Raw genomic sequence first — 26,471 nt, forward strand, 5'->3', positions numbered from 1 at the left:
GGGCCGGTACCGTTCGGCCGGTCCGCGGGCCGGACGCCGCCCGGGTGCGCGGCACCGGCTCAAGCGGGCAGTTTCCAGTGCTGGTCGGCACCGCCCCGGCAGTCCCGGAGACGCAGGGCGCCGTCGTCGGTGGGAGCGGCGAGGCAGCGGAGGGAGGCCGGGTTGAGCAGGAGGCCGTCCCCGAACGGCTGCCAGCGCTGGGCGCCGCTGCCGTCGCAGTCGTGGAGCTGGAGGGGGGTGCCGTCGGCTGTCCCGCCGTCGGCGGCCGTCAGGCACTTGCCGAGGGCGCGCAGTGAGCCGTCCTGCTGGACGGTCCAGTCCTGGGCGCCGGAGGAGTCGCAGGGGCGGAGCCGGACGGTGGTGCCGTTGACCGTCGACGCCCGGTCGACGTCCGCGCACCGCCCGGACGGGTCGGTCAGCGGGCCGCTCGGGCGGGGGGTGGCCCAGCGCTGCTCGGCGGAGCGTGTGCAGTGCCGCAGCAGCAGGCGGCCGTCGGCGGCGGTGAGGCAGCGGTCGGTGGCCGGGTTCAGGATCGTGGCGTCCGCGCGCAGCTGCCACACCTGGTCGCCGCCGGGGCGGCCGCCGGCGGCCGCCCCGGCGGCGGTGCAGTCCCGCAGGTGGACGGCGGCGCCGTCACCGGACCCGGCCGCGGTGAGGCAGCCGTTCAGCAGGCCGATGCCGCCGTCCGAGCCGACGGTGGCCTCCTGGGCCGCGCTGCCCGTACAACTCGCCAGCCCTACCGGCGTGTTGGCGTGGTCGGCGGCGGCCGAGGCGTCCAGGCAGGCGCCGCCGGTGTCGGTGATCCGGCCGGACCAGGTGGAGACGGCGGGGGAGCCCGGGGCCTCCACGGTGCCCCGCAGTCGGGGTGCGCGGGAGGAGGAGCCGACGGTGAGGCCGTACCGGCCGCCGGGGACGCCCCAGCCGTGCACGTTCGGGTCCCAGACGGCGAAGGCGGAGCGGTCCAGCCGCAGTTCCACGTGGGTCGAGGCGCCGGGCGCCAGGGTGACCTTGTCGAAGGCCTTGAGCTGCTGCGGCGGTTCGCCGGCCGCCGACGGGAAGGTCAGGTACAGCTGGGGCACCTCGGTGCCGGTGCGGGGGCCGACGTTGGTGAGGTCGAAGCCGACCCGGACCCGGCCGGCCCGGTCCGGGCCGTTCACGGTGAGGTCGGTGTAGCCGAAGTCGGTGTACGAGAGGCCGTGGCCGAAGGGGAACAGCGGGGCGGTGCCGCTCGCGTCGTACCAGCGGTAGCCGGTGCGCAGCCGCTCGGTGTAGTGGTAGGTGCCGTCGGTGCCGGGGTACTGGGCGGCGTCCCGGATCGGGGTGGCGTCGGCGGAGGTCGGGAAGGTGACGGGCAGTCGCCCGGCCGGGTCGGCGTCGCCGAACAGCACGTCGGCGAGCGCGGCGCCGCTCTGCTCGCCCGGGTACCAGGCCTCGACCACGGCGGGTACCGCGTCCAGCCACGGCATGGTGACCGGTCCGCCGGTGTCGAGCACCACCACGGTGCGGGGGTTCGCCCGTGCGACGGCCCGGATCAGGGCGTCGTCCGCCGGGGCGAGGTCCAGCGAGGTGCGGTCCGCGCCCTCGGTCTCCTGGTCGCCGACCACCACCACGGCGACCTCCGCCCGGGCGGCCAGCGCGGCGGCCGCGGTCGGGTCGTCGCCCGGGTGGTAGCGCACCTCGGTCCCGGAGCCGGCCCGGGCCGCGATGCCCTGGCGGGGCGTCACGGTGTACTCGGGGTGGGGGGTGACGTGCGAGGAGCCGCCACCGCCGGTGTAGGCGCGGTCCGCCCAGGGGCCGATCACCGCGATGGACGCGAGGTGGGCGGCGTCCAGGGGCAGGACCGGCTTGCCGTCCTGGGCCTGACTGCCCCGTGCCTGACCGCCCTGCAGCCGCTCGTTTCTCAGCAGAACCGTTCCGGCAACGGCGGCGGCCCGGGCGTCGCGCGCGCCGGCGGCCGGGTCGTCGGCGGGCGCCCGGACGCCGTCGAGCGCTCCCGTGCGCGCCATCAGCCGCAGCACCCGGCGGACCTGGTCGTCCAGCACGGCCGGGGCCAGTCGGCCGTCGGCCACCGCGGCCGGCAGGTCGGCGAAGTAGGTCGAACCGCCGAACTCCTGGTCCAGGCCGCCCGCCGCCGCGTAGACCGAGGAGTGGGTCGCCGGGTAGTCGGAGCCGACCACGCCGTCGAAGCCCCAACGGCCCTTCAGCACGTCGCGCAGCAGCGGGAAGTTCTCGCACGCCCAGTGGCCGTTGACCGGGTTGTAGCCGCACATCGCGGACCAGGCCCGGCCGCTCCGGACGGCCGCCCGGAAGGCGGGCAGCTCGATCTCGGCGAGCGTGCGCTCGTCCACGTCCGAGCCGTACGACTGGCGGTTGTCCTCCTGGTTGTTGGCGGCGTAGTGCTTGACCTGTGCGGCGACCCGCTGCGCCTGGATGCCGCGCACCTCGGCGGCGGCGAGCCGCCCGGCCAGGTACGGGTCCTCGCCCAGCGTCTCGAAGTCCCGTCCGCCCTGCGGGATCCGGGCGATGTTCACCATCGGCGCGTACAGCACCTGGTAGCCGCGGGCCCGCGCCTCCCGGCCCAGCACGTCGCCGTACCTGGTGGCCAGCCCCGGGTCGAAGGCGGCGGCCAGGGCGACCGGGGCGGGCAGCGCGGTGGCCGGTCGGCCGTCCCGCACCCCGGCGGGGCCGTCGGACAGCAGCAGCGGCGGGATGCCGAGCCGGGGCACGCCCGCGACGTAGCCGACCGAGTGCACGCCCGCCGGGGCGTCCCGGCCGCGCAGCAGCGTCACCTTCTCGTCGGTGGTCAGCTGGGCGAGCAGCTGCTCGATCCGCTGCTCCTGCCCGGCGTCCACCGGTTCCGGTGGGGCGGCCGCGGCGTTGCCCGAGGTGACGGCGGCCAGCAGGCAGCCGCCGAGCCCGAACCGGAGGATTCGCGTCCGCAGCGGGAGGTGCGGGGGGAGACGGCGCATGGCAACCACCACCGATCGACGGAGTCGTAGTTGGTAGGGCGGGCCGGCCAAGTGGCGTTCTATCCAACTTGCCGGAGAACGGTGCTGGACGGTAGATGTCCTTCGGGGGCGCACGGAGTGTGTCCGGAGCGTGTCGCGTACGGGTGGAGCGTGCGGGGTGCGTACAGGGCGTGCTCAGTCGCCGAGCGCCGTGCCGTCGCCGAGCGCCGCGCCTTCGGCGATCCGCCGGCGCACCGTCAGCACCCGGCCGTCCCGGACGACGACGGTCACGGCGATGTCGGGGAGCTGCTGGCGGTCGGGGCTCGGCTGGGTCATCTCGTTGCTCTCCCGGGGCTTCGGTCTCGGCGTCGGACGCCATCCTGACCCGTGGTCCCGGCCCGGGAGCGAGAGGTGGGTAGATTTTCTGATCATGAGAACACCAACGGGGGACATTCGAACGGCACTCGGCCGCCTGGGCGCGGACCATCCGACGGCGGACCGCTCCCGCCGGCTCCTCGGCTGGGCCCTGCTCGCCGTCGCCGTCCTGCTCTTCGCCTGGATCCTGGTGCTCGGGGCGACCACCCGGGGCCAGGCCGAGGTCCGGAACTGGTCCACCGTCTGGGTCGGCATGGACGTCCTCCAGGTCGCCGGGCTGCTCGCCACCGGCCGACTGCTGGTCCGCCGCTCCCGCCTCACCGCCCTCGCCGCCGCCGCGGCCGCCACCCTGCTCCTGCTCGACGCCTGGTTCGACGTGATGACCGCGGAGGGCGGCGGCGCCTGGTACACCGCCCTCGCGATGGCCCTCCTGGTCGAACTCCCGGCCGCCGTCGCCCTCGCCACCCTCGCCCGCTCCGCCCTGGACTGGTGAGGAGCCGTGGCCGGTCGGCGGGCCCGTCGGCCGCGCTCGGTACTGTGATCATCCAATCCGATGGGAGATTCGCATGCCCGTGGTCATCGCCACCCTCAGGACCAAGCCCGGCCGCCGCGACGACGTCCTGGCCGCCTTCGAAGAGCACACCCCGGCCATCCACGCCGAGCCCGGCTGCGAGCTCTACGCCGTTCACGCCGGACCCGACCGCGTCACCGTGGTGGAGAAGTGGGCCGACCAGGCCAGCCTCGACGCCCACGGCGCCGGCGCCCCGCTGGTCGCCCTGGGCCGCGTCCTGGCCGACGCCCTCGCCGAGCCCGGCGACGTCGCGGTCCTCGACGCCTTCCCGGCCGGCGACCCGGCCAAGGGCCTGCTCTGACCACCTGAGCCCGTGCGCCCCGGCCCTCTCCGGCCCGGGCGCGCGGCGGTCACCAGAAGAAGTCGGGCAGTTCGACGGCCAGCGGGAGCGGGGCGTCCGCGGGGAGTGGGCGGATCTGGACGAAGGCGTGCTCGAACTGGGAGTACGAGAAGGGGTCCAGGCCAGGGGCCACCACCAGGGCGTTGTCGCCCCGGCGCCAGACTCGGTAACGCCAGCGGTGGTCGAGGGCGGGGCGGCGTTCGTGGGTGACGTCGTGGTCGGGCGGGCCGAGCAGGGCGGTGAACCGGGCGACGACGGCTTCGAGTTGGTCGCCGAAGGTGTCCGTGTCCTGGTCGGTGTCGCGCTGCCAGCCGGGGAGGGCGCCCCAGAAGTCCTCGCTCATCGCGCCGTCGGGGTGGACGAAGTACTCGTACGCGAACGGGACGGCGAGGCAGTCGTCGCCGTGCACGAAGTGGCCCTCGGGTGTGGAGGCCTTCTCGTCGAGGTCGCCCAGGTGGTCGCCGGTCGAGCGCCAGCCGGCCTCGGCCATCGCCCGCTCGCCGGCCGCGGGGTCCGTCCAGTCGACCTTCGTCATCTCGACGATCCGGGCGGCGAGTTCGGGGCCGACGGGGCAGTACGCGACGATCCAGGGGTCGTCCTCGTACGGGTCCTCGTCGGGGTCCTCCTCAAGGTCCTCGTCGGGGTCGGGGTCGGGGGCGGAGTCGGGGACGGGGGCGAGGGGCTGCTCGGACACTGGGGTGAACTCCCGTTCTGACGTGCGGTTTCGGAGGCTCACCCTAGGTCCTGGCCAGAGCGTGGCGCGGTGGGTTCACCCGGCCGGCGGTGGCGGCTGGAAGTCGACCGGGGCGTCGAAGGCCGCCCGGCGGGTGGTGCGGCGCAGCGCGCGCAGTACCGGGGTGCCCAGGCCGAGGCAGAGCACCACGGTGAGGGCGGCCCGCGGCAGGTCCCAACCCAGCGACGTGGTCAGGCAGTAGGCGGCGAAGCGGACCAGGTTGGCGGCCAGCGGGTCGCCGGGGTGGAAGGAGATGGAGCCGGCCAGCCCGCCGATGTACGGCCAGCCCTGGAGGTTCATGATCGTGCCGTAGAGCACCGCGGCGAGCGCCCCGTACCCGGCCAGCAGCAGCAGTTCGCGGCGGCCGCGCAGGGTGGCGGAGCCCGGAAGCAGGCCCGCGCCGAGGCAGACCCAGCCCATGGCGAGCATCTGGAACGGCAGCCACGGCCCGACCCCGCCGGTGAGCAGCGCGGAGGCGAACATCGACAGCGAGCCGAGGACGAAGCCGAAGCCCGGCCCGAGCACCCGACCGGACAGCACCATCAGGAAGAACATCGGTTCCAGGCCCGCCGTCCCCGCGCCGAGCGGGCGCAGCGCCGCCCCGGCCGCCGCCAGCACGCCCAGCAGGGCGACGGACTTGGCGTCCAGTCCGGGCGCGCCGCCGCCGGCCGAACGGCCCTCGGAGATCTGCGCGACGACGACGGCGAGGAGCAGCGGCAGCAGCAGGGCGAACAGCCACGGCGCGTCGGCGGAGTGGCCGACCAGCGCCGACCCGGTGGAGGCGAGCAGCGGCCAGCCGAAGGCCGTCACGCCGACCAGGGAGACCAGCAGGAGGGCCGCGACGGACCGGCGGCCGAGCGGGACGGGACGGCTGCTCATGCGCTCAGCGCCTCCGCGACCTGCCGGACGGTGAGCCAGGGCCCGGGCGCCAGCACCTTGGCGACCTGCGGGGCGAACGCGGGCGAGGAGACCACCACCTCCGCCGTCGGGCCGTCCGCGACGATCTCGCCCTCGGCCAGGATCAGCGTGCGGTGGGCGAGTTCGGCGGCCAGCTCGACGTCGTGGGTGGCCAGCAGGACGGCGTGTCCCTCGGCCGCGAGCGTGCGCAGGATCTCGACCAGCCGGGCCTTGGCCGCGTAGTCCAGGCCGCGGGTCGGCTCGTCCAGGAGCAGCAGCGGGGGGCGGGCGGTGAGCACGACGGCGAGCGCGAGGGTGAGCCGCTGGCCCTCGGAGAGGTCGCGGGGATGGGTGGTGTCGGCGATGCCGGGCAGCAGGCGTTCGACCAGGGCCCGGCAGCTGCCGGGGTCGGCGCCCGCGTCGGTGTCCGCCGCCGCGCATTCGGCGGCGACGCTCTCGCCGTACAGCAGGTCGCGCGGGTCCTGGGGGACGAGGCCGACGTGGCGGATCAGTTCGGCGGGCCGGGTGCGGTGCGGGGCGCGGCCGCCGACGGTGACGGTGCCGGAGGTGGGGGCGTGCAGGCCGACCAGGCTGCCGAGCAGGGTGGACTTGCCGGCGCCGTTGCGGCCCATCAGGGCGGCGATCTCGCCGGGGCGCAGCGCGAGGTCGACCCCGCGCAGGGCCTGCACCGGGCCGCGCCGGACGGCGAGGCGGTCGGTGGCGGCGATCGGGGCGGCGTCCGGCGCGGCGACGGCGGCCGGTGCCCGCCCGTCCAGCTCGGCGCGCAGCGGGCCGGCCTTGCGCCGGGCATCGCGCACGGACAGCGGCAGCGGCTGCCAGCCCGCGAGCCGGCCGAGGCCGACCACCGGCGGGTGCACGGGGGAGTGGGCCATCACCTCGGCGGGTTCGCCGAGCACGGCCGGGGAGCCCGGGGTCAGCAGCAGCACCTGGTCGGCGTACTGGACGACCCGCTCCAGCCGGTGTTCGGCCATCAGCACGGTGGTGCCGAGGTCGTGCACCAGCCGTTGGAGGACGGCGAGCACCTCCTCGGCCGCGCCCGGGTCGAGCGCCGAGGTGGGTTCGTCCAGGACCAGGACGCGCGGGTGGACGGTGAGCACCGAGCCGATCGCGACCCGCTGCTGCTGGCCGCCGGAGAGCGAGCCCAGGGCGCGGTCGCGCAGGTCGGCGAGGCCGAGCAAGTCGAGGGTCTCCTCGACCCGGCGCCGCATGACGTCGCCCGGCAGGCCCAGCGACTCCATGCCGTAGGCGAGTTCGTCCTCGACGGTGTCGGTGACGAAGTGCGCCAGTGGGTCCTGGCCCACCGTGCCGACCAGGTCGGCGAGTTCGCGCGGCCGGTGCTCCCGGGTGTCCCGGCCGCCGACGGTGACCCGGCCGTGCAGCACCCCGCCGGTGAAGTGCGGCACCAGGCCGCTGACCGTGCCGAGCAGGGTGGACTTGCCGGAGCCCGACGGGCCCACCAGCAGGCAGAGTTCACCCTCGGGGACGGTGAGGTCGAGGTTCGCGAGGACGGGCTCCGCGGAGTCCGCGTACCGGACGGAGAGCTGCTCGAAGGTGATCACGATGCCCTCCGGGGCGGGGTCGGGGCGACGAACGCCGGGAGCAGGCCGAGGAGGACGGCCAGCACGGCGGCCAGCGGCAGCTCGGGGACGGTCGGCGGGACGACGGTGGGGGCGAAGGCCGCCGGGGCCCGCGACGCCAGGTAGGTCACGAGGGCGGCCACGGCGACGCCGGAACCGGCGGTCAGCCACTCCGACAGCGCCCAGGGGTCGGGCCGGTAGCGGGATCTGACGGCCCGTCGGTTGCCGAGCAGCAGTCCGCCGAAGGCGGCGGCCAGGCCGAGCAGCAGCACCGGCAGCGCCCAGCCGGCGCCTCCGGCGGTGAGCAGGCCGTACGCCGCCAGGCAGACCCCGAGCAGTCCGGCCAGGGTGAGCGCGGCGGTGGCCCGGGCGAGCCGGCGCGGGACGTCGGCGGTGCGGCCGAAGCCGCGGGTGTCCATCGCCGCCGCCAGTGCGATGGACCGCTCCAACGCGCCCTCCAGGACGGGGAGTCCGACGCTCAGCACGGCCGCGACGCCCTTGTCGGTGCGGCCGCGCAGCCGCCGGGCGGCGCGCAGTCGGCGGACGTCGGCGACCAGGTTCGGCGCGAAGGTCATCGCCACCACCACCGCCACGCCCGCCTCGTAGAGCGCGCCGGGCAGGGCGCGCAGCAGCCGGGCCGGGCTGGCCAGCGAGTTGGCGGCGCCGACGCAGACCAGCAGGGTGGCCAGCCGCAGCCCGTCGTACACCGCCGCGAGCAGGCCTTCGAGGGTCACCCGCCCGCCGATCCGCACGCCCTGCGCCCAGTCGGGGAGCGGGAGTTCGGGCAGCGTGAACAGCACGTGGGTGCCGGGGACGGGCGAGCCGAGCAGCACCGCGAAGACCAGCCGGATGCCGAGCACCAGCAGGCCCAGGCGCAGGAACGCCCCGTACGAACGCGACCAGGGCGCGTCGCCGCGGCGCGCCGCGACCACGTATCCGGCGGTCGCGGCGAGCAGCAGCAGGATCACCGGGTTGGTGGTGCGGGTCGCCGCCGCGCCCAGCCCGAGCGCCCACAACCACCAGGCCCCGGGGTGCAGTTGGCGCGGGCCGACGGGCGGGCGGGTGCTACGGGTGGTGCTGCTCACGGGCCTGTCCTGGGGCGACTAGGGAAGGTTACGGCGGCGGCGGGCCTGCCAGACGGCGCCGCCGGCGAGGACGGCGACCAGCGCGCCGCCGGCGACCAGGCCGAGGTCCGGTCCGCCGTCGGTCCCGCTCTTCGGGCCGGCCGGCTGGGCGGCGGCCCCGGCGTCCACCCGGTCGCCGCAGCCCGCCGTCGGGTACCCGGCGATGGCGCACAGCAGGCCGGCGGTGTCGTAGCGCAGCGGCGGGGCGACGGCGGCCAGCACCTCGGCCGAGGTGGCGCGCGGGGCGACGGTGGCGCAGGCGGTCCGCTGCGCCGGCGGCTGGGCGGCGGACGACCCGGCGTCCTCGGCGGTGCCGAAGTCCAGCACCACGGCCACCCGCTTGTGGCCGTCCTGGGCCGGAGTGGCGGCGCAGACCTCGTCGAACCGGGCGGTCGCGCGCGGCTTCGCGGCGTCCTGCCCGCCGTCCGGGCTGACCGCGAACCGCCAGCCGTCCACCGAGCCGTCCGGCGGCACGGCGGTCGTCGCCCCCTGCAGCTGGTAGGTCCAGGTGCCGCCGTCGGCGCCGCGCCAGAACGACCAGTACCGGTACCCGGCGGCCTGCGCGGGCGCGGCTCCGGCCAGCAGGACCAGGGCGGCGAGCAGCGGGAGCAGCACGGCGGCCGCCGCCCGCCGGGGATGACGGCCGACGGCGGGCCGGGCCTGCGCCCGGCCCGCCGGGCCGTCGGGGAGCCGGCCCATCAGAGCTTGGGGTTGCGCTTGCGCTGGAGGCTGAGCAGCAGGCCGCCGCCGAGGCCGATCAGGGCGCCGACGGCGATCATCCAGAACGTGCCGAAGCCGTCCTTCTTCTTCTCCGCCGGGGCGGCGGCCTCCGTCGACGCGGCGGCGTTGGCCTTGGGGGCCGGGCCGAGCGCGGTCAGCTGGCCGGTCAGGGTGGTTTCGCCGCGGTGGGCGGCGTGGCTGACCAGCAGCATGGTGGCGACGGCGCCGGCGTCGGTGCCGTTCTTGGTCCAGGTGGCGTCCTGCCCCTCCAGCCAGTCGACCGCGTCACCGGCCTGCTCGGGGTGGCCGCTCTGGATGAGGCCGAGCGCGGCCCAGGCGGTGGCGGTGTAGTCCGGCTTGGGCTCGGCGCCCGGCATGGTGAGGGTGAGGTGCTCGCCACCGGTGGCGAGCTGGGCGGCCAGGTGGGAGCCGACCGCCTCGCCCGCCTCGGCGTGCGGGACGGTGGCGGGCGCCGAGCCGTCGGCGCAGGTCAGCGGCTTGGGGGTGGCGTCGGCGCGGACCGAGGTCTCGACCGGCAGGTGCCCGCCGGCGGCGGCGAGGGCGGCCTGCGCGGTGGCCAGGGTGTTGGGGGCGAGGGCGCCGGTGGCCGGGTCGGGCTGGAAGGCGAAGGCGCCGCGCTGGTCGGCGGGGGCGGAACAGCCGAGCTGGAAGCGGGCGAGGCCGTCGAAGGCGTTCTTGCCCGCGGCGCCGCCGCTGCCGGGCTTGGCGACGCTCGCCGGGTCGGTCCGGGCGGCGAACAGCGCGTTGACGGCGAGCGCGGTGGAGTTGGCGTCGCCCGGGTTGCCGGGGTTGAAGGCCCAGCTGCCGTCGGCGTTCTGGTTGGCCTTGAGCCACTGCACGCCCTTGTCGACGGCCGGCTGGTGCCCGCCGAGGGCGGTCAGGGCCTGGATGGCGACGGAGGTGGCGTTGCTGTCCTCGGTCTTGGGGTCGCAGGCGGCGCCGGCGGCCCGGAAGGACGGCCAGCCGCCGTCCTCGCACTGCTGGCCGGTGAGCCAGTCGACCGCGGAGTCGGCCGGGGTGACCTTGGCCGCCGTCAGCGCGGTGAGCGCGAGCGACTGCCGCCAGACCCCGTCGTACGTCGGGTCGCTCTTGCCGTACAGGCCGTCCGGGACGGCGGGGGCGGCCGGGGCGGAGGGCGACGGGCTGTCGGCCAGGGCCGGTCCGGCGGCGACGCCGGCGAGCAGCGCGGCGGACAGGGCGGCGGCGCCCAGGCGGGCGGCGGTCAGCATGGTGCGGTCGTGCCTTTCGGTGAGCGGTGGGGCCCGGGCGGGGCCGTTCCGTAGTCCTCGACGGGTGCCGGGCGCGGGTGCCCGGTTCGCCGCTCGTCCCGCCCCGGGTGCTCCGGCTGGCCCTGGCGCGCGGGGGGCGCGGTCGGGTCCACGGTTGCGGGTCAGCGCCGGATTCGCACCGGCTTCCCCCGGGGGAGGAGCGGGATGGAGTTGTGCTGCCCGTCGACTCTAACCGCCGGGCCGTGGTCGGCGGGTCCGTCGACTCTAACCGCCGGGCCGTGGTCGGCGGGTCCGCCGGAGCAGGAACAGGTTCCAGTATTCGGGGCCCGCGGGGCGTCGGTCAGGGGCCGGGACGGGTGTCGCGACGGGGTGCGGACGGGGTGCGGACGGGGCCGGCGGGGCGAGGGCGCGGACGGGTTCAGGGCAGCGCCAGCAGCCGGGCCGCGGTGTGCAGGTCGGCCCGGACCTCGGCGATCGAGGCCCGCCCGGAGAGCCAGGCGACGAGCGCCGAGTGCCAGGTGTGCTCGATCACCCGGACGGCCGCCCGCTGGCTCTCGCTGGGCGGGCCGGACTGCCCGATGGCGTCCAGGATGAGCTGTCCGGTGGCGGCGCTGATCTGGTCCACCTCGGTGCCGACCGAGCGGTCCGCGAAGCACATCGCCCGGACCATCGCCTCGGCCAGCAGCGGTTCGCGCTGGAGCGCGTGGAAGGCCCGGGCGAGCGCTTCGGCGACCCGCGGGGCGGGCTCCGGGTCGGTCGGCGGGTGCCGGCGGATGTGCTCCTGGAGCTCCTGCAACTGCTCCAGCATGACCGCGACCAGCAGGTGGACCTTGGACGGGAAGTACCGGTACAGCGTCCCGAGGGCGACCTGCGCGCTCTCCGCGACCTCCCGCATCTGCACCGCCTCGTACCCGCCGCGGGCGGCCAGCGCGGTGGCGGCGCGCAGGATCCGGCGCCGCCGTTCGGCCTGGCGCGCGGACAGCGGGGGCTCGCCCTGCGCCGGGGAGGCGGGGCTCACGGACGTGGTCGGCGACGGCAAGGGTTGCTCCCGGGGGCGCGTGGGCGGCGGTGTGCTCCAGAAAGGTCGACCCGGGGGCGACCCCGCGGCCGAGCCGGTGCGGCCCGCGGTCGGTCGGGGCCGGTCGCGGTCATTCCGGGGTCGGTCCGGGGCCGATCGGGGGTCGAGCGAGGGGTGATCGGGGGCCGATCGGGGGTCGAGCATGGCGGGCGTGGCGGGAATCACCAGCCCTGCCCCCTGAGCGAAAGCTACGGGCCGGTATCTTCGAGGTCTCTCATTGTTCACATGGTCGATGACGAGTTCCACAGCCACTGAAACCTGATCTACTTTAGCGACCGGTGCCACCGTTGGCGCCGCTCGCACCGATAGCAGCCAGAGATGAGGGCCGAGGATGACCGCGCAGCCGCTGCGGATTGCCCTGCTGTCGTACCGCGGGGACCCGTTCTGCGGCGGCCAGGGCGTGTACGTCCGGCACCTCTCCCGGGAGCTGGCCAGGCTCGGCCACCACGTGGACGTGATCGGCGCCCAGCCCTACCCCGTGCTCGACGAGGTCGACGGCCCCGGCTCGGTCCGCCTGGTCGAGCTGCCCAGCCTGGACCTCTACCGCGCCGACGACCCCTTCCGCACGCCCGCCCGCGCCGAGTTCCGCGGGCCCGTCGACGTGCTGGAGTTCGCCACCATGCGCACCGGCGGCTTCCCCGAGCCGCTCACCTTCTCGCTGCGCGCCCGGCAGTACCTGGCCCGGCACAAGGGCCGCTACGACGTGGTGCACGACAACCAGACCCTCGGCTACGGCCTGCTCGGCCTGGCCCGGCACGGCTTCCCGCTGGTTACCACGATCCATCACCCGATCACCGTGGACCGGCAGTTGGAGCTGGACGCGGCCCCCACCCGGGGCAAGCGGCTCTCGCTGCGCCGCTGGTACGCCTTCACCCGGATGCAGCGCCGGGTCGCGGCCCGGCTGGACCACGTGATCACCGTCTCCGGCACCTCGCAGCGCGAGATCGCCGAGCACCTGGGCGCCGCCCCCGGCGCCATCTCGGTGGTGCCGATCGGCGCCGACACCCGGCTCTGGTCGCCCTCGGCGGAGATCGAGCGGGTCCCCGGGCGGATCGTCACCACCTCCAGCGCGGACGTGCCGCTCAAGGGCCTGGTGTTCCTGGTCGAGGCGCTGGCCAAGGTCCGCACCGAGCGGGACGCCCACCTGGTGGTGGTCGGCAAGCCGCAGAAGGAGGACGGGCCGGTCGCCGAGGCGGTGCGCCGCTTCGGGCTCTCCGCGCACATCGAGTTCCGCACCGGCCTGAGCGACCGGGAGCTGGTCGACCTGTACCGCTCGGCCGAGGTGGCCTGCGTCCCCTCGCTGTACGAGGGCTTCTCGCTGCCCGCCGCCGAGGCGATGGCCACCGGCACCCCGCTGGTGGCGACCACCGGCGGGGCGATCCCGGAGGTCGCCGGGCCGGACGGCGGGACCTGCCTGGCCGTGCCGCCGGGGGAGGCGGACGCGCTGGCCGCCGCGCTCGGCCGGCTGCTGGACGACCCGCGGCTGCGCGCCGAACTCGGCGCGGCCGGCCGGGAACGGGTGCTGGCCCGGTTCACCTGGGAGCGGGCCGCCGAGCTGACCGCCGAGGCCTACCGTGCGGCGATCGCCACCGGCGCCGGCGCCCGGGCCCGCTCCGGGCCCGGGTGGCGGTACGTGCCCTGAGTCCGGCGCCCGAGGCGTCGAACCGGCGGAGCGTCGACCTGACGAAGCTTTCCGGCGAAGTGTTCTGACGAGACGTCAGGAACGCTTGGTAGCAATAGGAATGGGAGCCCTGCAGTGCTGACCGTCGATTTCTCGCGCTTCCCGCTCGCCCCCGGCGACCGGGTGCTCGACCTGGGCTGCGGCGGGGGCCGGCACGCGTTCGAGTGCTACCGCCGCGGCGCCAATGTGATCGCCCTCGACCAGAACACCGAGGAGATCGCCGAGGTCAAGAAGTGGTTCGCCGCGATGGAGCTGGCCGGCGAGGCCCCCGAGGGCGCGTCGGCGGTCGCGATGGAGGGCAACGCGCTGGCGCTGCCGTTCGAGGACGACTACTTCGACAAGATCATCATCTCCGAGGTGATGGAGCACATACCCGATGACAAGGGCGTGCTCAACGAGATGTTCCGGGTCCTCAAGCCGGGCGGCCTGCTCGCCGTGACCGTCCCGCGCTGGCTGCCGGAGAAGATCTGCTGGGCGCTGTCCGACGAGTACCACGAGGTCGAGGGCGGCCACATCCGGATCTACCGGGGCGACGAACTGCTCGGCAAGCTCAAGGACGCCGGCCTGGAGCCGTACGGCACCCACCACGCGCACGCGCTGCACTCGCCGTACTGGTGGATCAAGTGCGCCGTCGGCGTGGACAACGACAAGGCGCTGCCGGTCAAGGCCTACCACCAGCTGCTGGTCTGGGACATCGTCGGCACCCCGGTGATCAGCCGGATCACCAAGGCCGCCGAGAAGGCGCTCAACCCGGTCATCGGCAAGAGCTTCGTCGCCTACGCGTCCAAGCCGCACCGCCCCGCCGCCGGGCGCACCGCCTCCGAGCGGGCCGCGTCCGAGGGCACCGCCTCCGAGCAGGCCGGCGCATGACCGCCGCCGTCCCCGAGGTGCTGCTGCTCGACGGGGTGCTGGACGCCGAGCAGGCGGCCGACACCGTCCGCAGCATCCTGGCCGAGCAGCGCCCGGACGGTGCCATCCCGTGGTTCGCCGGCCACCACCTCGACCCGTGGGACCACACCGAGGCCGCGATGGCCCTCGACACCGCCGGAGAGCACGCCGCCGCCGAGGCCGCCTACCGCTGGCTCGCCGCCCGGCAGAACCCGGACGGCTCCTGGTTCGCCGCGTACACCGACGGCGAGGTCACCGACCGCGCCAAGGAGAGCAACTTCTGCGCGTACATCGCGGTCGGGGTCTGGCACCACCACCTCAGCACCGGCGACGACGCCTTCCTGGAGTGGATCTGGCCGGTGGTCCGGCGGGCGCTGGACTTCATCGTCGGCCTGCGGCTGACCGGCGGCCCGATCGCCTGGCGGGTGGACGAGGAGGGCGGCGCCACCGAGGAGGCGCTGCTCACCGGCTCGTCCAGCATCCTGCACGCGCTGCGCTGCGGACTGGCCGTCGCCGACTACCTGGAGGAGCCCCAGCCCGACTGGGAGCTCGCCGCCGGCCGGCTGGGGCACGCGATCACCCACCACCCCGAGCGGTTCCTCGACAAGGGCCGCTACTCGATGGACTGGTACTACCCGGTCCTCGGCACCGGCCTGCGCGGCGACGCGGCGGTCGAACGGATCGACCGCGACTGGGACCGCTTCGTCGTCCCCGGCCTCGGCGTGCGCTGTGTCAGCGACCGCCCGTGGGTGACCGGCGGCGAGAGCGCCGAACTGGCCCTGGCGCTCTGGGCGATCGGCCAGTCCGACCGCGCCGTGGACATCCTGCGCTGGATCCAGCGGCACCTACGGCACGAGGACGGCTCCTACTGGACCGGGTACGTCTTCGAGGACGACGCGATCTGGCCCGAGGAGCGCACCACCTGGACGGCCGGGGCGCTGCTGCTCGCGGTCGCCGCGCTCGGCGGGGACCCGGCGACGGTCGCGGTCTTCGGCGGCGAGCACCTGCCCGCCGGGCTGGTGGTCCAGGACTGCTGCTGAGCCTGCGGGCGGGCAGGGCGGCCGGGGCGGCCGGGCCGGGCGGGCGTCCGGGACGTCCGGCCGGGGCGGACGCTCACCACCGCGGCGCGGACGCCGAAGGGGCGGGACCGGAGATCCGGTCCCGCCCCTTCGGCGTGTACGGCGACGGGCGTCAGCCGCGCTGGATGCCCGTGGTGTCGGCCAGCACGCCCTGGGTGCCGTCCGGCAGCTGGGCGACCAGGGCCGCGCCGCGCTGCTCGACGGCCAGGTACCAGGTGCCCGGCACGACCTCGCCGACCGGGGCGCCGGTCGGGTTGTCCTTCGGCGCCAGCTGGCGCGGGGCCGGGACGGCGAACCAGAACGGCTGGAAGTCCGCCGCCGGGGCGGCCGGCTGCTGGGCGGCCGGGGTCGGCTGCGGCGCCGGGGCGCCGGCGTCCTGCGGCTGGACCGGCTGACCGGCCTGCACCGGCTGGCCCGGCTGCGGCTGGCCGGCGGCCGGGTAGCCGTAGCCGCCGGGAACCGGCTGGGCGCCGAAGGCCGGGTCGTGGGCCTGGCCCGGGTAGCCGTACTGGCCGGGGCCGGGCTGGCCGGGGGCACCCGGGTGACCGGGCTGACCCGGCATCGGGTAGCCGCCCTGGTAGGGGACGGCCGCCGGGCGGTCGCTCACCAGCGGGGCCTGCAGCGCCGGCACCAGCGGCGAGGCCGCGGCCGCGCCCGCCAGCACGATCAGCGAGATCAGGCCGAGCCAGGCGCCGAAGCCGTGGCTGAGGCTGCCCACGGTCGGGCCGCCGCCCAGCGCCCAGAGCGAGGTCCACAGCGCGGCGACGCTGAACGCGATGCCCCACTGGTCCAGCCGCAGGCCGAGCACCTGGCGGTTTGCGGCCGCCGGGCCCTGGAAGCGCTGCACCAGGATCAGTACGGCGGCGGCGATCCCCAGCAGGAAGATCGAGGGCAGGATGGGGAACAGCTCGGTGCTCCACGCGTTCTGCGAGGTGGTCCCGCAGTACCGGCCGCTGCAGTCGACGGTCCAGTAGGGCAGGAAGGAGGCGATGAAAAGCAGGACGGCCCCGCCTGCGACGGCGGCGTCTCCCCTGGTGAGAGCGCGCAGATTCACTTACGTTCCCCTCGTTGACGTGTCGTGGACGGTGCTTCGTGCGGTCGGGTTGACCGGCCGAAACTCCCGAACGGACCAGAAGCCTAGGCCCAACCGTCCCGCCGGTGCACAGCGGGACCGGGAACGGGTCGAAGTCGTTGCAAACCGCTCGGGCGGGGTGGGTTGTCGTCCACCGCTCCCGAGCGTCCCAACTCCCTTGCCGGGCTTGCTCAGTGCGTCGTCAGGAAGGCGGCCAGCGCGTCGGAGATCCCCTGGGCGGCCTGTTGGCGCCACTGAGGGTCCGTCATCCGCCGGGCGTCCGCGGAGTTGCGCATGTTACCGCACTCGATGAACACCTTGGGAACCGCCGAGAGGTTGAGGCCGCCCAGGTCGGAGCGGGTGTCCAGGCCCTGGTCGGCGATGTAGTCGGCGTACGGCTCGCCGGTCGCGGCGTGGAAGCGGTCGCGCAGCAGCAGACCCAGCCGGTGCGAGGGCTCGACGATCGCCGAGTTGTCCGCCTTTCCGGCGACCACCTTCGCGGGCATGATCACGTGGAAGCCGCTGCCGCTCGCCGGGCCGCCGTCGCCGTGCACCGACAGCGCGACGTCCGCGTGCGCGTCGGCGCCCGCCCGGGCGCGCTCGTCGACGCACGGGCCCCAGGGGCGGTCGCCGTCCTGCACCATCACCACCTTGGCGCCCCGGGCGGTCAGTAGGGCGCGGGCCCGGCGGGTGACGTCCAGGGTGTAGTCGGCCTCGGTGTAGCCCGCGTTGGTCTCGGTGCCGGTGGTGTCGCACTCCTTGTGGCCGTTGCCGACGTCCACCTGGCGGTTGATCTCGGTGGGGTGGGAGAAGTTGCCGGGGTTGTGGCCGGGGTCGAGCACGATGGTGCGGCCGGCGAGGTCGCCGGTGGGTGCGGTCGTCGGTGCGGCGGTGGTCGGCGGGGTGCCGGCCGACGGGGTGCCGGTCGGTGCGGCGCTGCTCGGCGGGGCTTCGGGGGTGGCCGAGGTGGGGCCGGCGGACTCGCCCGGGGTGGACGGCGTGGACGGGGCGGCCGGGGCGGAGGCCGCGGCGCCCGCCGGGCTGGAGTGGTCCAGGGCCTGCCAGCCGAACCAGCCCGCCGTGCAGAGCGGGACGGCCGCGGCGACCACGGTGGTGGTGCGCAGCAGGGCGGAGCGGCGGGGCGGTCGGGAGGGCTGGCCGGTCACGGGTCGTTCAGATCCTGTCCGAGGTGGGCGGGGTGATGCCGTAAGCAGTCGCGATCGGGCTCCACTTGGCCAGGAAGTCCGACTTCGCCTGGGTGGCCTGCGGGTTGAGCTGGTCCGCGTGCTTCTTGTCCGCGGTGGTCGGCGCCCGGCCGGAGCAGCCCTGGGCAGAGACGGCGCGCGCCCAGGCCGCGTACGCCCGGTCGACGTCGGCGGACAACTGCCAGGCGGACTTGAGCGAGTTCACCGCGTCCGCGCCGCCCGGCAGGTCCGAGACGCTCAGACCGGCGAGCTTGGACAGCAGGCCGTCGCGCTGCTTGGCGCCGTTGTCGAAGACCTGCGCCGCGCTGTCGATGTCGGCCTTCGCCGGGCAACTGCTCACCTTGGCAACGGCGTTGCTGATCGAGGCGCGGGCGTTCTCGCCGTCGGTGAGCAGACCGTCCAGCGCCTGGGCCTGGGCCTGGGCCTTGGGGCCGGCGGTGGTCGCGGTCGGGGCCGGCGTGCCGGAGGGCGTGGCCGGGGCGCTGCCGCTCGGCGCGGCGTCCGTGCCGGTGGGCGCCGGGGCGGGCTGCGGATCGCCCGAGCCGCTCGCGGTGGCGGCCGACGGGGCGGGGGCGGCCTGGTCCTTCTTGTCGCTGCCCGAGGTCGCGTACAGCAGGCCGCCGCCGACCGCGAGCACCAGCAGCAGCGCGAAGCCGATCAGCAGCGGGGCCTTGCGGTTGGTCGGGCGGTCCTCGTCGTCCTGGTCGTCGACCGGTTCGTGGACCGGGTGGTCCGGGTACGGCTGGGCACCGTACGGGGGTTGTTGGTACGGCCCCTGCTGGTAGGGGCCCTGCTGGTACGGGCCGGCCGGGGGCGGCGGCGGGTAGACGTAGCCGGGGCCGGGGAGGCCGCCGCCCTGGGGGGCGCGGTCCTGCGGGGCGGCGTGCGAGGGGAACGGCGTGGCCGCGGACGGGGCGGCCGTGGGCGGGGCACCCGGCGGCGACGGGGGCACCCGGGGGAGGGCGGCGGTGGGCGCCCCCGGGCCGGTCTCGGCGGCGGGGCCCGGCGCGGGTGCCGACGGGGGCGTCGACGCGTCCCGGGGCGGGTCGAATCCCGGGGCGGTGGACAGGTACGGGCGGCCGCCCAGCGGCGGGCCCTGGTCGCCGACCGCGCCCGCGGCCGGGGGAGGGGTCGGGGCCGGAGTCGGGGTCGGGGGCGCGGGCGCGGGTGGTGCGGCGGGGGCGGATTCGGCCTCCGGGCGCTGCGGATTGCGGACCCAGCCGCCCGCGCCGCCGCGCGCGGTCGGGTCCCAGACCGCGGGAGCGGTGTTGTGCTGGTCCGTCATGTGTCGCTGGCCCCCACCCGTCCGCCGATGCTCTGCCTGGTGCTGCCGCCGGTACCGCAGCCACCTGGTGCTGCGCGGACACCGTACCGTTCGAACCCCCGGCCGACAGCCCCGGCACGACGTTAGAGCATCCGGATGCGGCGGCGGGGGTGATCTCGCGGTGCGGACGGGGGCGGCGGGTGGAGGGGGCGTACGGGCTGTCGGTTCAGCCTGCGGTGCGGCGCAGCACGCGCAGCGAGCCGGTCACCGAGACCTCCTCGAAGCCCTCGGCGAGCGCCCGCAGGTACACCCGGTACGGGGCCTGGCCGCCGTCCGCCGGATCCGGGAACACGTCGTGCACCACCAGTAGGCCGTCGGGCGCCAGGTGCGGCGCCCAGCCGTCGTAGTCGCCGGTCGCGTGCTCGTCGGTGTGCCCGCCGTCGATGAAGACCAGGGCCAGCGGCCGCCCCCACAGCGCGGCGATCTGCGGCGAGCGGCCGACCAGTGCGACCACGTGCTGCTCCAGCCCGGCGGCGTGCAGGGTGCGGCGGAACCGGGGCAGGGTGTCCATCAGCCCGACCTCCGGGTCCACCAGGGTCGGGTCGTGGTACTCCCAGCCGGGCTGCTGCTCCTCGGAACCGCGGTGGTGGTCCACGGTCAGCGCGACCGCCCCGGCCTCCCGGGCCGCGGCGGCCAGCAGGACCGCCGAGCGGCCGCAGTAGGTGCCGATCTCCAGCAGCGGCAGCCCGCCGGTGCGCCGGGCCGCCTCCACCGCCGCCGCGTACAGCGCGAGGCCCTCGTCCACCGGCATGAACCCGGTGGCCGCCTCGAACGCCGCCAGCACCTCCGGCGCCGGACGGGCGCCCTCCAGCAGGTCGGACATGCGGTGCTCCTCGGGGGTTCGGGCGGCGGACGGACGTGCTCGGACCCTACTCGACGGTAGCGGCGCGCGGGCCGCCACCCTCCCCGGGGCCCCGGCACCCCGGAGCCGGTCGCCGGATCCGCCGTTCTGGAACGCGTTCTAGTCGGGCCCCGGTGGCCGTGCCAGAATCGGCCCGACCCTTGACCCGAGGCACACCGGGAGCAGCCCCATGCGCGCAGCCGTCCTGCACAAGACCGGCCAGGAGACCCTCGACGTCCGCGAGGACGTGACGGCCGTCGGCTTCGGCCCGGGCACCGTACGGGTCCGGATGCGTGCCGCCAGCCTGTGCCACTCCGACCTCTCCGCGATGAACGGCGTGCTGCCGCAGCCCGCACCGTTCGTCCCCGGGCACGAGGGCGCCGGGGACGTCGTCGAGGTCGGCGAGGGCGTGACCGGCGTCGAGCCCGGGGACCGCGTGGTGCTCTGCTGGATGGCCCCCTGCGGCCGCTGCGCGCACTGCGAACACGGCCGCGGCCACCTGTGCGTCGCCAGCCTGCGGCGGCTCGGCGAGCCCGGCTTCCGGCTCGCCGAGGACGGCACCGAGGCCTCCGGCTTCTACGGCACCGGCGCCTTCGCCGAGGAGGTGGTGGTCACCTCCGACGCCGTCATCAAGGTGCCCGCCGACCTGCCGTACGAGGCCGCCGCGCTGATCGGCTGCGGGGTCACCACCGGCATCGGCGCCGCGGTGAACACCGCCCGGGTCGAGCCCGGCTCGTCGGTCGCGGTGATCGGCGCGGGCGGGGTCGGGGTGGCCACCGTCCAGGGCGCCCGGGTCTGCGGCGCCGCCCGGATCACCGTCGTCGACCCGGTCGCCTCGCGCCGCGAACGGGCCCTGGCCTTCGGCGCCACCGAGGCGATCGCCCCCGAGGACCTCAAGGCGGTCGCCAAGGGCCTGCCCGGCGGCGGCTTCGACTACGTCTTCGAGGCCGTCGGCCGTGCCGCCACCGTCCGGGCCGGCTACGACGCCGCCCGGCGCGGCGGCGCCGTCGTCGTCATCGGCGCGGGCGCCCGCGACGACCTCGCCCAGTTCACCATGGGCGAGCTGTTCTTCAACGAGAAGCGGCTGCTGCCCTCGCTGTACGGCGGGGCGCCGGTGGCGCGCACCATCGGACTGGTCGTCGACCTGTGGCGGGCCGGCCGGATCGACCTCGACGGCATGATCACCCACCGGGTCGGGCTGGCGGACGTCAACCGGGCGATCGCGCAGATGCGCAGCGGCGAGGCGTTGCGCACGGTGGTCTCGCTGGATCCGCGGGGCTGAGGACGTGCGAGGGCCCGCCGGGGACGTCCCCGGCGGGCCCTCGCAGTGGTGCGGTCGTTCCTTCCGGCTTTCGGCTTCTGGCTTTCCGACTTTCCGGTCTTCCGGCCTTCGGTCGGGATCGGCCGTTCGGCCGGGTCGGGCCGTCCGGTCGGGATCAGCCCTGGACGCCGGCCGCGCGGTGGCGGCCGTGCGGGTCCGTCCCGGCGGTGTCGTCGGCGGCGGAACCGCCCCGGTGGCGACCGTGGAGCGCGGTGTCCTCGGCCGTCTTCTCGTCGGCGTCGGTCCCGTTGATCGCGGGTCCGGTGGTGTCGGTGAGGGTGTCGGACATGGGAATCGTTCTTCCGTGCGGAGGGTGCAGGTCATCGGCGCCCGTCCGGCGCCAGCGGTACACGGTCGGGTCCCCGATCGGGCGCTCGGTACGCGCCCACAGCCGGTGATCGCGGCCCGTGCCCCGGCCACCATAACGGCCGGGACTGACGAGATCCTATCGACCTCATGAGGCGAGTCCCGTCCGTCCCGAAGGCACCGAACCCAACCAGTGGCCCACCAGTTCGCGGTAGAACGGCGAGAGCACCTGCAGATCGCCGTGACGGGCCGACAGCCCGCGGCCGCCGTCCAACAGCAGTACCCGGTCCGCCCGCAGGGCCGAACTGATCCGGTGCGCGATCACCACCAGCGTCCCCGGCCGCTCGGCGAAGGCCCGCTCCACCCGCTCCTCGGCGGCGGCGTCCAGCCGGCAGGTCGCCTCGTCCAGCACCACGACCGCGGCGCGCCACATACGTCCGCACCAGCGCGAGCAACTGGCGCTCACCGGCGGACAGTTCACCCGGATCCCGCAGTACGCCGGTGGTCAACCCGCCCAGGCGGGCCACCAGTTCACCCGCCCCCAACCGTTCGACGGCGTCCGCGAGGTCCCGCTCGGACACCTCCGGAGCCAGCCAGGCCAGGTTGTCCCACAGCGACCCCGGGAACACGTACGCCTCCTGCGGCAGCAGCACCACCCCGTGCGGTCCGCCGCCCACCACCACCGTCCCGGCGGTCGGCGCCACCAGGCCCGCCAGCAGCCCCGCCAGGGTCGACTTCCCCACCCCGCTCGGCCCCACCACCGCCACGTGCTCCCCGGCACCGAAGACCGCGTCCAGCCCGTCCAGCACGGCCGCCGCCCCCGGGGCGTGGGCGAACCGGACCCCGGTCAGCCGCACCTCCCCGACCGGCACACCGGCCACCCCGTGCGGCGTCGTGCCGGGTGAGGGGGTGTGCTCCGTGACCGTGGCCAGCCGGTCCAGCACCACCGCGAGGTTGAGCAGCCAGCCGCCGACCGTGCCGGCCAACGTCCGTACCGCTGGATCGAGTTGCTGGAGCAGATAGGTGGCGACACCGAGCAGCTCGCCCGCCGTCAGCGCATCGTGCGCGAGCAGCCACGGGGCCGCGGCGAGGACGGCCAGCACCGGCAGTCGCCCGCCGAGCGCCACCACCAGCGCACGCAGGGCCGACGCCCGGCCCAGCGCGCGGGCGGCCGCGGCACTCTCCTGGGCGGCCTCCGCCAGCGCCCGGGCGACATCGCCCCCGGTGCCCGTCGCCTGCACGTCGCGCAGGCCGTCCAGCGCACGCCCGGCCGCGGCGGCGAGCCGCTCCTCGGCCAGCACGACGGACTCCCGCCGCGACGCCATCGGCCGCAGCAGCCGAACGAAGACCAGCCCGGCCGCCAGCAGCGGCAGCAGCACCAGCGGCAGCACGGCCGGCGCCAGCAGCGTCAGCCCGACCAGGGCGGCGACCAGGGTGACCCCCACCCCGCGCAGGGTGCGGAGCAGCGTGGCGGTCAACTGGCGTGCGGACTCGACCTGTTCGGTGAGCCGGGCGACCTCGGCCGGATCCGCCGTAGGGCGCGCGAGCGCACTGTGCACCACCCGCACGACCAGTGCGTCCCGCAGCGGCTCCACCACCCCGGCGAGGTACGGGAACCCGGCCCGCGCCGCGTGGGCCCGGACCGCCATGGTCGCCCCGAACCCAGCCAGCCAGGCCACCCCGACCCCCGGCCGCCCGGCCAGGAACCCCTGGTCGACCGCCGCCGAGACGAACAACCCGGACACCAGCGGCGGCAGCGCCTCCACCCCCGACCACACCAGCAGCCGCACCAGCGCCCGCCGCGTCCCCCGCAACTGCCGGACCAGCAACCTCCACCCCGGCGCCCCCACCACCGAACCCTTCCGCCGCCGACGCCCTCGCGCCCGTTTCGGGGGCAGCGGTCGAATGGGAGGTCGGCCCCGCCGACTTTCTGTGCCGGCTGCTGCGCGGCGTGAGGTGAGCTGCATGGGAAGTCGATCCAGCCGGCTTTCTGGGAGGGAGAGGGAAGTCGGCCAGGCCGACTTCCCCACGGACAGGGCTGATAGGGCCAACAGCGCGCACCGGAAGTCGGCCCGTCCGACTCCCGGCGCCACCGCAGAAACGTTTCGGCGATCCGCCCCCACACGGCCAACGGCAGACCTGCCCTGCACCAGAAGTCGGCCCGGCCGACTTCCTGTGCAGAGGTGATCCGCAGCCCCCGGCCGATGCGGTTCCCCAGCCCGGTGGGACGCGCAGGGGGATTTCCCTGCGCGAGAAGTCGGCTGGCCGACTTCCTGTGCAGGTGAAGAAACGTAACTGCTGCCGATGCCGGTGCTCGCGTGGGCGACAACGGACCTGCCGGCACCAGAAGTCGGCCCGGCCGACTTCCTGTGCGGTGGTGATGTGCGGCCGCCGGCCGGTGCGGTTCCTCGGCCCGGCAGGGATGGGCGGGGGGCTTGCCTGCGCGAGAAGTCGATCTGGCCGACTTCTCGCGCAGAGGCGATCTGTAGGCGCCAGCCAATGCGACAAGTCGCCGGAGTCGATGTGCCGGCCGGATTTCGTCGTCGTCCCCTGTGCGGCAGCTGGGGGAGTTGCTTGCGCAGGAAGTCGATGTGGTCGACTTCCTGCGCAGGTGCAGAAACGTATCTGCTGCCCGTGTGGGCGACAGATACCGGACCTGCTGGCACCGGAAGTCGGCTTGGCCGACTTTCTGCGCGGCGGCCCTGTTCGGGCCAACCGGAGAATTCGGCGGAGCCGTTTGTCCAGCCCAGCGCCGCTCCACTGCGGCACGGTCTGGCGGGGATTGCTCCGCACCAGAAGTCGATCTGGCCGACTTCTGGTGCAGTTGCCTGCTGCGATGGGTGTCGGTGTGATGCCTCGCGCAGAAGGGCGGTGGGGTAGCCGCCGCGCGCGGGCTGTTGGGGGGGTGGCCTTTTGTTGTGGGGTGCTGCTGCGAGTGTGTTCGAGTGGCACCAGAAGTCGACGGGGTCGACTTCTGGTGCGGCGCGGGGCGGGTCATGTGGTGGCCGCGTGGAGGGAGGTGTCGGCGAGGGTGGCGCGGTAGTCGGGGTGGGCGAGGAGGGTGGTGTGGGGGGCGAGGGCGCGGAGGTGGCCGGCGTCGAGCCAGGCGACCAGGTCGGCGCGGGCGGCGACGGTGCCGCGGTGGGCGATCACCAGGCGGGTGCGGCCGTGGGTGGCGCGGTCGAGGGCCTCGGTGACCTGGTACTCGGTGGCGAGGTCCAGGCCGGAGGTCGCGTCGTCCAGGACGACGACCCGGGTGGGTCGGGCCAGCAGTCGGGCGAGGCCCAGGCGTTGCAGTTCGCCGCCGGAGGGGTGGAGTTCGTCCAGCGGGGTGTCCCAGCCCCGGGGCAGCCGGGCGAGGAAGCCGTTCGCGTGGGCGGCCGCCGCCTCGGCCGGGCCGGCGCCGGCCAGCGCCTCGCGGACGGTGCGGCCGACCAGGGTGGGCCGGGCGAAGGCGTAGCCGACCGCGTGCCGCAGTTCGGCGGGGGACAGGGCGCTCACCGGGACGCCGTCGATCAGCACGGTGCCCTCGTCGGGGTCCCGCAGCCGCCCCGGCAGGGCGGCGAGCAGGGACTTGCCGGAGCCGGAGCGTCCGACCAGGGCGACCGTACGGCCGCCGGGGACGGTGAGGTCGAGCGGGCCGAGGAGGACCCGGTCGCCGTCGCGCACCACCACGCCCCGCAGGGTGACCTCCCCGGGCCCGCCGGTCGGCAGGGTCGCGGCGCCCGTCGGGGCCGGTGCGAGGGCCAGCAGTTCGTCCACCCGGGCCTGTCCGGCGCGGGCGTGCGCGACCCCGACCAGCGACTCGACCTGCTCGAACAGTCCCGCGCCGAGTGCCGCCCAGCCGGCCGCCGCGGCGAGCGCGCCGGGGGCGAGGTCGCCGTCCGCGAGCAGCGACCCGGCGGTGGTGAGCACCGCGACCTCGACCAGGGCGATCAGCAGGGTGGCCTGCCAGGCGGTGCGCCGCTGCGCGGTCCAGAGTGCGTGCCCCGCCGTGGAGAGTTCCGGGAGCGGCGCCAACACCCGTGCGGCCTCGCGCTGTTCGGCGTGTGCCGCGTGGATGCTGCGCAGTCCGGTGAGGGCGCCGCCGAGTCGGGCGGCGATCTCGGCCTGGACCTCCTGGTAGCGGGCGAACACCGGCCCGGCCTGGCGCAGGAAGAGCCGGATCAGCAGCACACCGGGGACCACCCCGGCGAAGAAGGCGAGGGCCAGCCAGGGCGACAGGGCGGCGAGTCCGAGGATCGCGCCGACCGAGGTGAGCAGCGCGGTGGCGGCGCCGAGGGCGGCGGGAAGTCGGCCGCCGGCGTCGCCGGCCGAGCCGAGCAGTCGGGCGGCGAGGTCGCCGGGCGGCGGCCCGCCGTGCAGTCGGCCACCCGGCCCGAGGGCGAGCAGGTGGCGGATCAGGCGTCCGCGCAGGGCGGCGGTGGCCTCGGCCGAGCAGGCCGGTCCGGCCACCGCGGCGGTGGCGTTGGCGGCGGCCGCCACGCCCAGGACGGCGGCGAGCAGCAGATAGGGGTCGGGGCCGCCGGAGCGGTGGTCGAGGGCGGCGTCGACGGCGCCGGCGAGTACGGCGGGCAGCGCGAGGGTGGTGGCGGCCTCGACCGGCAGGGCGATGCCGAGCGCCAGCGTCCATCGGTCCGGGCGGCGGGGCAATGCGGGTCTCCCGTCGGTGAGTCGGAGGATCGGAGGGGGGAAGAAGGGTGCCGTCCCCGCCTGTCCGGACAGGCGGGGACGGCATACCTCGGACCAGTGCGCGATCAGCTGTTGGTGAAGATCAGGCAGGTCAGGATGAGACAGGTGTACTGGCAGCCGCTGCCGTGGCCGGTCAGCTCGACGGACTCGGTCTCCGGCAGGTCCTGCAGCGCCGCGAGGTCGGTCTCGAAGTCCACCATGTTGTCCATGATCGGGTCCTCCCCTTGAGGTGCGCCCGCCGCGATCTGCCTGCGGGCGTCGGGTGTTGAACCCCGGAAGCGGCCTCCATCCGCCGCACCGGGGGTGGTGCCCCGGACCGCACTGGGTCCGGGAGTCTGTGAGGTGCCGAGCCCGGTGAACGGTCAGGGCTCGGTGAGCAGTCAGGGCTCGGTGAACAGTCACGGCTCGGTGAACAGGTGGAACGGCCG

General features: G+C 75.7%; 23 protein-coding genes. 6 read left to right on the forward strand and 17 right to left on the reverse strand.

Annotated elements, in window-relative coordinates; all coding sequences use genetic code 11:
• Positions 1-59: 59 nt before the first annotated feature.
• Positions 60-2,969 (reverse strand): glycoside hydrolase family 3 C-terminal domain-containing protein, encoded by a 2,910-nt coding sequence (locus ABTZ03_RS03305; RefSeq protein WP_350511141.1) that lies wholly within the window; start codon positions 2,967-2,969, stop codon positions 60-62.
• Between the two features lie 174 nt (positions 2,970-3,143).
• Positions 3,144-3,284: a hypothetical protein gene (locus ABTZ03_RS03310; RefSeq protein WP_350511142.1), complete on the reverse strand. Its 141-nt coding sequence runs from the start codon at positions 3,282-3,284 to the stop codon at positions 3,144-3,146.
• Between the two features lie 94 nt (positions 3,285-3,378).
• Between ABTZ03_RS03310 and ABTZ03_RS03315 the strand changes: the two genes are divergently transcribed.
• Complete coding sequence (locus tag ABTZ03_RS03315) at positions 3,379-3,816, forward strand: hypothetical protein (RefSeq protein ID WP_350511143.1); 438 nt, start codon at positions 3,379-3,381, stop codon at positions 3,814-3,816.
• A 73-nt stretch (positions 3,817-3,889) separates the two neighbouring features.
• The gene (locus tag ABTZ03_RS03320; protein WP_350511144.1) at positions 3,890-4,195 is read left to right on the forward strand and encodes a putative quinol monooxygenase; all 306 of its coding nucleotides are present in this window, start codon (positions 3,890-3,892) and stop codon (positions 4,193-4,195) included.
• Between the two features lie 49 nt (positions 4,196-4,244).
• On the opposite strand, the gene ABTZ03_RS03325 is transcribed toward ABTZ03_RS03320, so the two are convergent.
• The 7 genes from ABTZ03_RS03325 to ABTZ03_RS03355 form a co-directional block, all read right to left on the reverse strand.
• Entirely contained in the window at positions 4,245-4,928 is a 684-nt protein-coding gene (locus ABTZ03_RS03325; RefSeq protein WP_350511145.1) for a hypothetical protein, read from the reverse strand.
• 75 nt (positions 4,929-5,003) lie between these two features.
• Positions 5,004-5,846, reverse strand: coding sequence for an ECF transporter S component (locus tag ABTZ03_RS03330; RefSeq protein WP_350511146.1), 843 nt, complete (start codon positions 5,844-5,846; stop codon positions 5,004-5,006).
• Positions 5,843-7,444 (reverse strand): ABC transporter ATP-binding protein, encoded by a 1,602-nt coding sequence (locus ABTZ03_RS03335; RefSeq protein ID WP_350511147.1) that lies wholly within the window; start codon positions 7,442-7,444, stop codon positions 5,843-5,845. Before ABTZ03_RS03335 ends, ABTZ03_RS03330 begins: the two co-directional genes overlap by 4 nt.
• On the reverse strand, positions 7,441-8,547 hold the full coding sequence (locus ABTZ03_RS03340) for an energy-coupling factor transporter transmembrane component T (protein WP_350511148.1): 1,107 nt from the start codon (positions 8,545-8,547) through the stop codon (positions 7,441-7,443). The genes ABTZ03_RS03335 and ABTZ03_RS03340 overlap by 4 nt, the downstream gene beginning before the upstream one ends.
• An 18-nt stretch (positions 8,548-8,565) precedes the next feature.
• Positions 8,566-9,285 (reverse strand): SCO2322 family protein, encoded by a 720-nt coding sequence (locus ABTZ03_RS03345; RefSeq protein WP_350511149.1) that lies wholly within the window; start codon positions 9,283-9,285, stop codon positions 8,566-8,568.
• Positions 9,285-10,556 carry an SCO2321 family membrane protein gene (locus ABTZ03_RS03350; RefSeq protein WP_350511150.1) on the reverse strand — a complete coding sequence of 424 codons (1,272 nt, stop codon included), beginning with the start codon at positions 10,554-10,556 and terminating at the stop codon, positions 9,285-9,287. The genes ABTZ03_RS03345 and ABTZ03_RS03350 overlap by 1 nt, the downstream gene beginning before the upstream one ends.
• Positions 10,557-10,974: 418 nt before the next feature.
• Positions 10,975-11,595: a TetR family transcriptional regulator gene (locus tag ABTZ03_RS03355; protein WP_350511151.1), complete on the reverse strand. Its 621-nt coding sequence runs from the start codon at positions 11,593-11,595 to the stop codon at positions 10,975-10,977.
• Between the two features lie 370 nt (positions 11,596-11,965).
• Here ABTZ03_RS03355 and ABTZ03_RS03360 point away from each other — a divergent pair, with 370 nt between their 5' ends.
• From ABTZ03_RS03360 to ABTZ03_RS03370, 3 genes are all read left to right on the forward strand, one after another.
• Positions 11,966-13,276 carry a glycosyltransferase family 4 protein gene (locus ABTZ03_RS03360; protein WP_350511152.1) on the forward strand — a complete coding sequence of 437 codons (1,311 nt, stop codon included), beginning with the start codon at positions 11,966-11,968 and terminating at the stop codon, positions 13,274-13,276.
• Positions 13,277-13,390: 114 nt separating this feature from the next.
• Positions 13,391-14,185 carry a class I SAM-dependent methyltransferase gene (locus tag ABTZ03_RS03365; RefSeq protein WP_350511153.1) on the forward strand — a complete coding sequence of 265 codons (795 nt, stop codon included), beginning with the start codon at positions 13,391-13,393 and terminating at the stop codon, positions 14,183-14,185.
• Complete coding sequence (locus ABTZ03_RS03370; protein WP_350511154.1) at positions 14,182-15,243, forward strand: prenyltransferase/squalene oxidase repeat-containing protein; 1,062 nt, start codon at positions 14,182-14,184, stop codon at positions 15,241-15,243. Before ABTZ03_RS03365 ends, ABTZ03_RS03370 begins: the two co-directional genes overlap by 4 nt.
• 151 nt (positions 15,244-15,394) lie before the next feature.
• On the opposite strand, the gene ABTZ03_RS03375 is transcribed toward ABTZ03_RS03370, so the two are convergent.
• The 4 genes from ABTZ03_RS03375 to ABTZ03_RS03390 all read right to left on the reverse strand — a co-directional run bounded on the left by ABTZ03_RS03375 (position 15,395) and on the right by ABTZ03_RS03390 (position 19,706).
• Complete coding sequence (locus ABTZ03_RS03375; protein ID WP_350511155.1) at positions 15,395-16,336, reverse strand: hypothetical protein; 942 nt, start codon at positions 16,334-16,336, stop codon at positions 15,395-15,397.
• 209 nt (positions 16,337-16,545) lie between these two features.
• Positions 16,546-17,520 carry an N-acetylmuramoyl-L-alanine amidase gene (locus ABTZ03_RS03380; RefSeq protein WP_350511156.1) on the reverse strand — a complete coding sequence of 325 codons (975 nt, stop codon included), beginning with the start codon at positions 17,518-17,520 and terminating at the stop codon, positions 16,546-16,548.
• A 7-nt stretch (positions 17,521-17,527) separates the two neighbouring features.
• Entirely contained in the window at positions 17,528-18,844 is a 1,317-nt protein-coding gene (locus tag ABTZ03_RS03385; RefSeq protein ID WP_350511157.1) for a hypothetical protein, read from the reverse strand.
• Between the two features lie 205 nt (positions 18,845-19,049).
• Positions 19,050-19,706, reverse strand: a complete 657-nt coding sequence (locus tag ABTZ03_RS03390) for a class I SAM-dependent methyltransferase (protein ID WP_350511158.1) — start codon at positions 19,704-19,706, stop codon at positions 19,050-19,052.
• Positions 19,707-19,914: 208 nt separating this feature from the next.
• Between ABTZ03_RS03390 and ABTZ03_RS03395 the strand changes: the two genes are divergently transcribed.
• The gene (locus tag ABTZ03_RS03395; RefSeq protein ID WP_350511159.1) at positions 19,915-21,006 is read left to right on the forward strand and encodes a Zn-dependent alcohol dehydrogenase; all 1,092 of its coding nucleotides are present in this window, start codon (positions 19,915-19,917) and stop codon (positions 21,004-21,006) included.
• A gap of 154 nt (positions 21,007-21,160) precedes the next feature.
• On the opposite strand, the gene ABTZ03_RS03400 is transcribed toward ABTZ03_RS03395, so the two are convergent.
• The 4 genes from ABTZ03_RS03400 to ABTZ03_RS03415 form a co-directional block, all read right to left on the reverse strand.
• The gene (locus ABTZ03_RS03400; RefSeq protein WP_350511160.1) at positions 21,161-21,334 is read right to left on the reverse strand and encodes a hypothetical protein; all 174 of its coding nucleotides are present in this window, start codon (positions 21,332-21,334) and stop codon (positions 21,161-21,163) included.
• 31 nt (positions 21,335-21,365) lie between these two features.
• Positions 21,366-23,165: an ATP-binding cassette domain-containing protein gene (locus tag ABTZ03_RS03405; protein ID WP_350511161.1), complete on the reverse strand. Its 1,800-nt coding sequence runs from the start codon at positions 23,163-23,165 to the stop codon at positions 21,366-21,368.
• Positions 23,166-24,345: 1,180 nt separating this feature from the next.
• Positions 24,346-26,004 (reverse strand): ATP-binding cassette domain-containing protein, encoded by a 1,659-nt coding sequence (locus ABTZ03_RS03410; RefSeq protein ID WP_350511162.1) that lies wholly within the window; start codon positions 26,002-26,004, stop codon positions 24,346-24,348.
• Positions 26,005-26,108: 104 nt separating this feature from the next.
• Positions 26,109-26,252, reverse strand: coding sequence for a VenA family class IV lanthipeptide (locus ABTZ03_RS03415; protein ID WP_350511163.1), 144 nt, complete (start codon positions 26,250-26,252; stop codon positions 26,109-26,111).
• Positions 26,253-26,471 lie beyond the last annotated feature (219 nt).

This window comes from Kitasatospora sp. NPDC096077 (assembly GCF_040303245.1).
GTDB lineage: Bacteria > Actinomycetota > Actinomycetes > Streptomycetales > Streptomycetaceae > Kitasatospora.

Bases quoted from the DNA above. Each gene is read 5' to 3' on its own strand.
- ABTZ03_RS03305 (WP_350511141.1), bottom strand. From the start codon at position 2,969: ATGCGCCGTCTCCCCCCGCACCTCCCGCTGCGGACGCGAATCCTCCGG.
- ABTZ03_RS03310 (WP_350511142.1), bottom strand. From the start codon at position 3,284: ATGACCCAGCCGAGCCCCGACCGCCAGCAGCTCCCCGACATCGCCGTG.
- ABTZ03_RS03315 (WP_350511143.1), top strand. From the start codon at position 3,379: ATGAGAACACCAACGGGGGACATTCGAACGGCACTCGGCCGCCTGGGC.
- ABTZ03_RS03320 (WP_350511144.1), top strand. From the start codon at position 3,890: ATGCCCGTGGTCATCGCCACCCTCAGGACCAAGCCCGGCCGCCGCGAC.
- ABTZ03_RS03330 (WP_350511146.1), bottom strand. From the start codon at position 5,846: ATGAGCAGCCGTCCCGTCCCGCTCGGCCGCCGGTCCGTCGCGGCCCTC.
- ABTZ03_RS03345 (WP_350511149.1), bottom strand. From the start codon at position 9,285: ATGGGCCGGCTCCCCGACGGCCCGGCGGGCCGGGCGCAGGCCCGGCCC.
- ABTZ03_RS03350 (WP_350511150.1), bottom strand. From the start codon at position 10,556: ATGCTGACCGCCGCCCGCCTGGGCGCCGCCGCCCTGTCCGCCGCGCTG.
- ABTZ03_RS03360 (WP_350511152.1), top strand. From the start codon at position 11,966: ATGACCGCGCAGCCGCTGCGGATTGCCCTGCTGTCGTACCGCGGGGAC.
- ABTZ03_RS03370 (WP_350511154.1), top strand. From the start codon at position 14,182: ATGACCGCCGCCGTCCCCGAGGTGCTGCTGCTCGACGGGGTGCTGGAC.
- ABTZ03_RS03385 (WP_350511157.1), bottom strand. From the start codon at position 18,844: ATGACGGACCAGCACAACACCGCTCCCGCGGTCTGGGACCCGACCGCG.
- ABTZ03_RS03390 (WP_350511158.1), bottom strand. From the start codon at position 19,706: ATGTCCGACCTGCTGGAGGGCGCCCGTCCGGCGCCGGAGGTGCTGGCG.
- ABTZ03_RS03395 (WP_350511159.1), top strand. From the start codon at position 19,915: ATGCGCGCAGCCGTCCTGCACAAGACCGGCCAGGAGACCCTCGACGTC.
- ABTZ03_RS03400 (WP_350511160.1), bottom strand. From the start codon at position 21,334: ATGTCCGACACCCTCACCGACACCACCGGACCCGCGATCAACGGGACC.
- ABTZ03_RS03415 (WP_350511163.1), bottom strand. From the start codon at position 26,252: ATGGACAACATGGTGGACTTCGAGACCGACCTCGCGGCGCTGCAGGAC.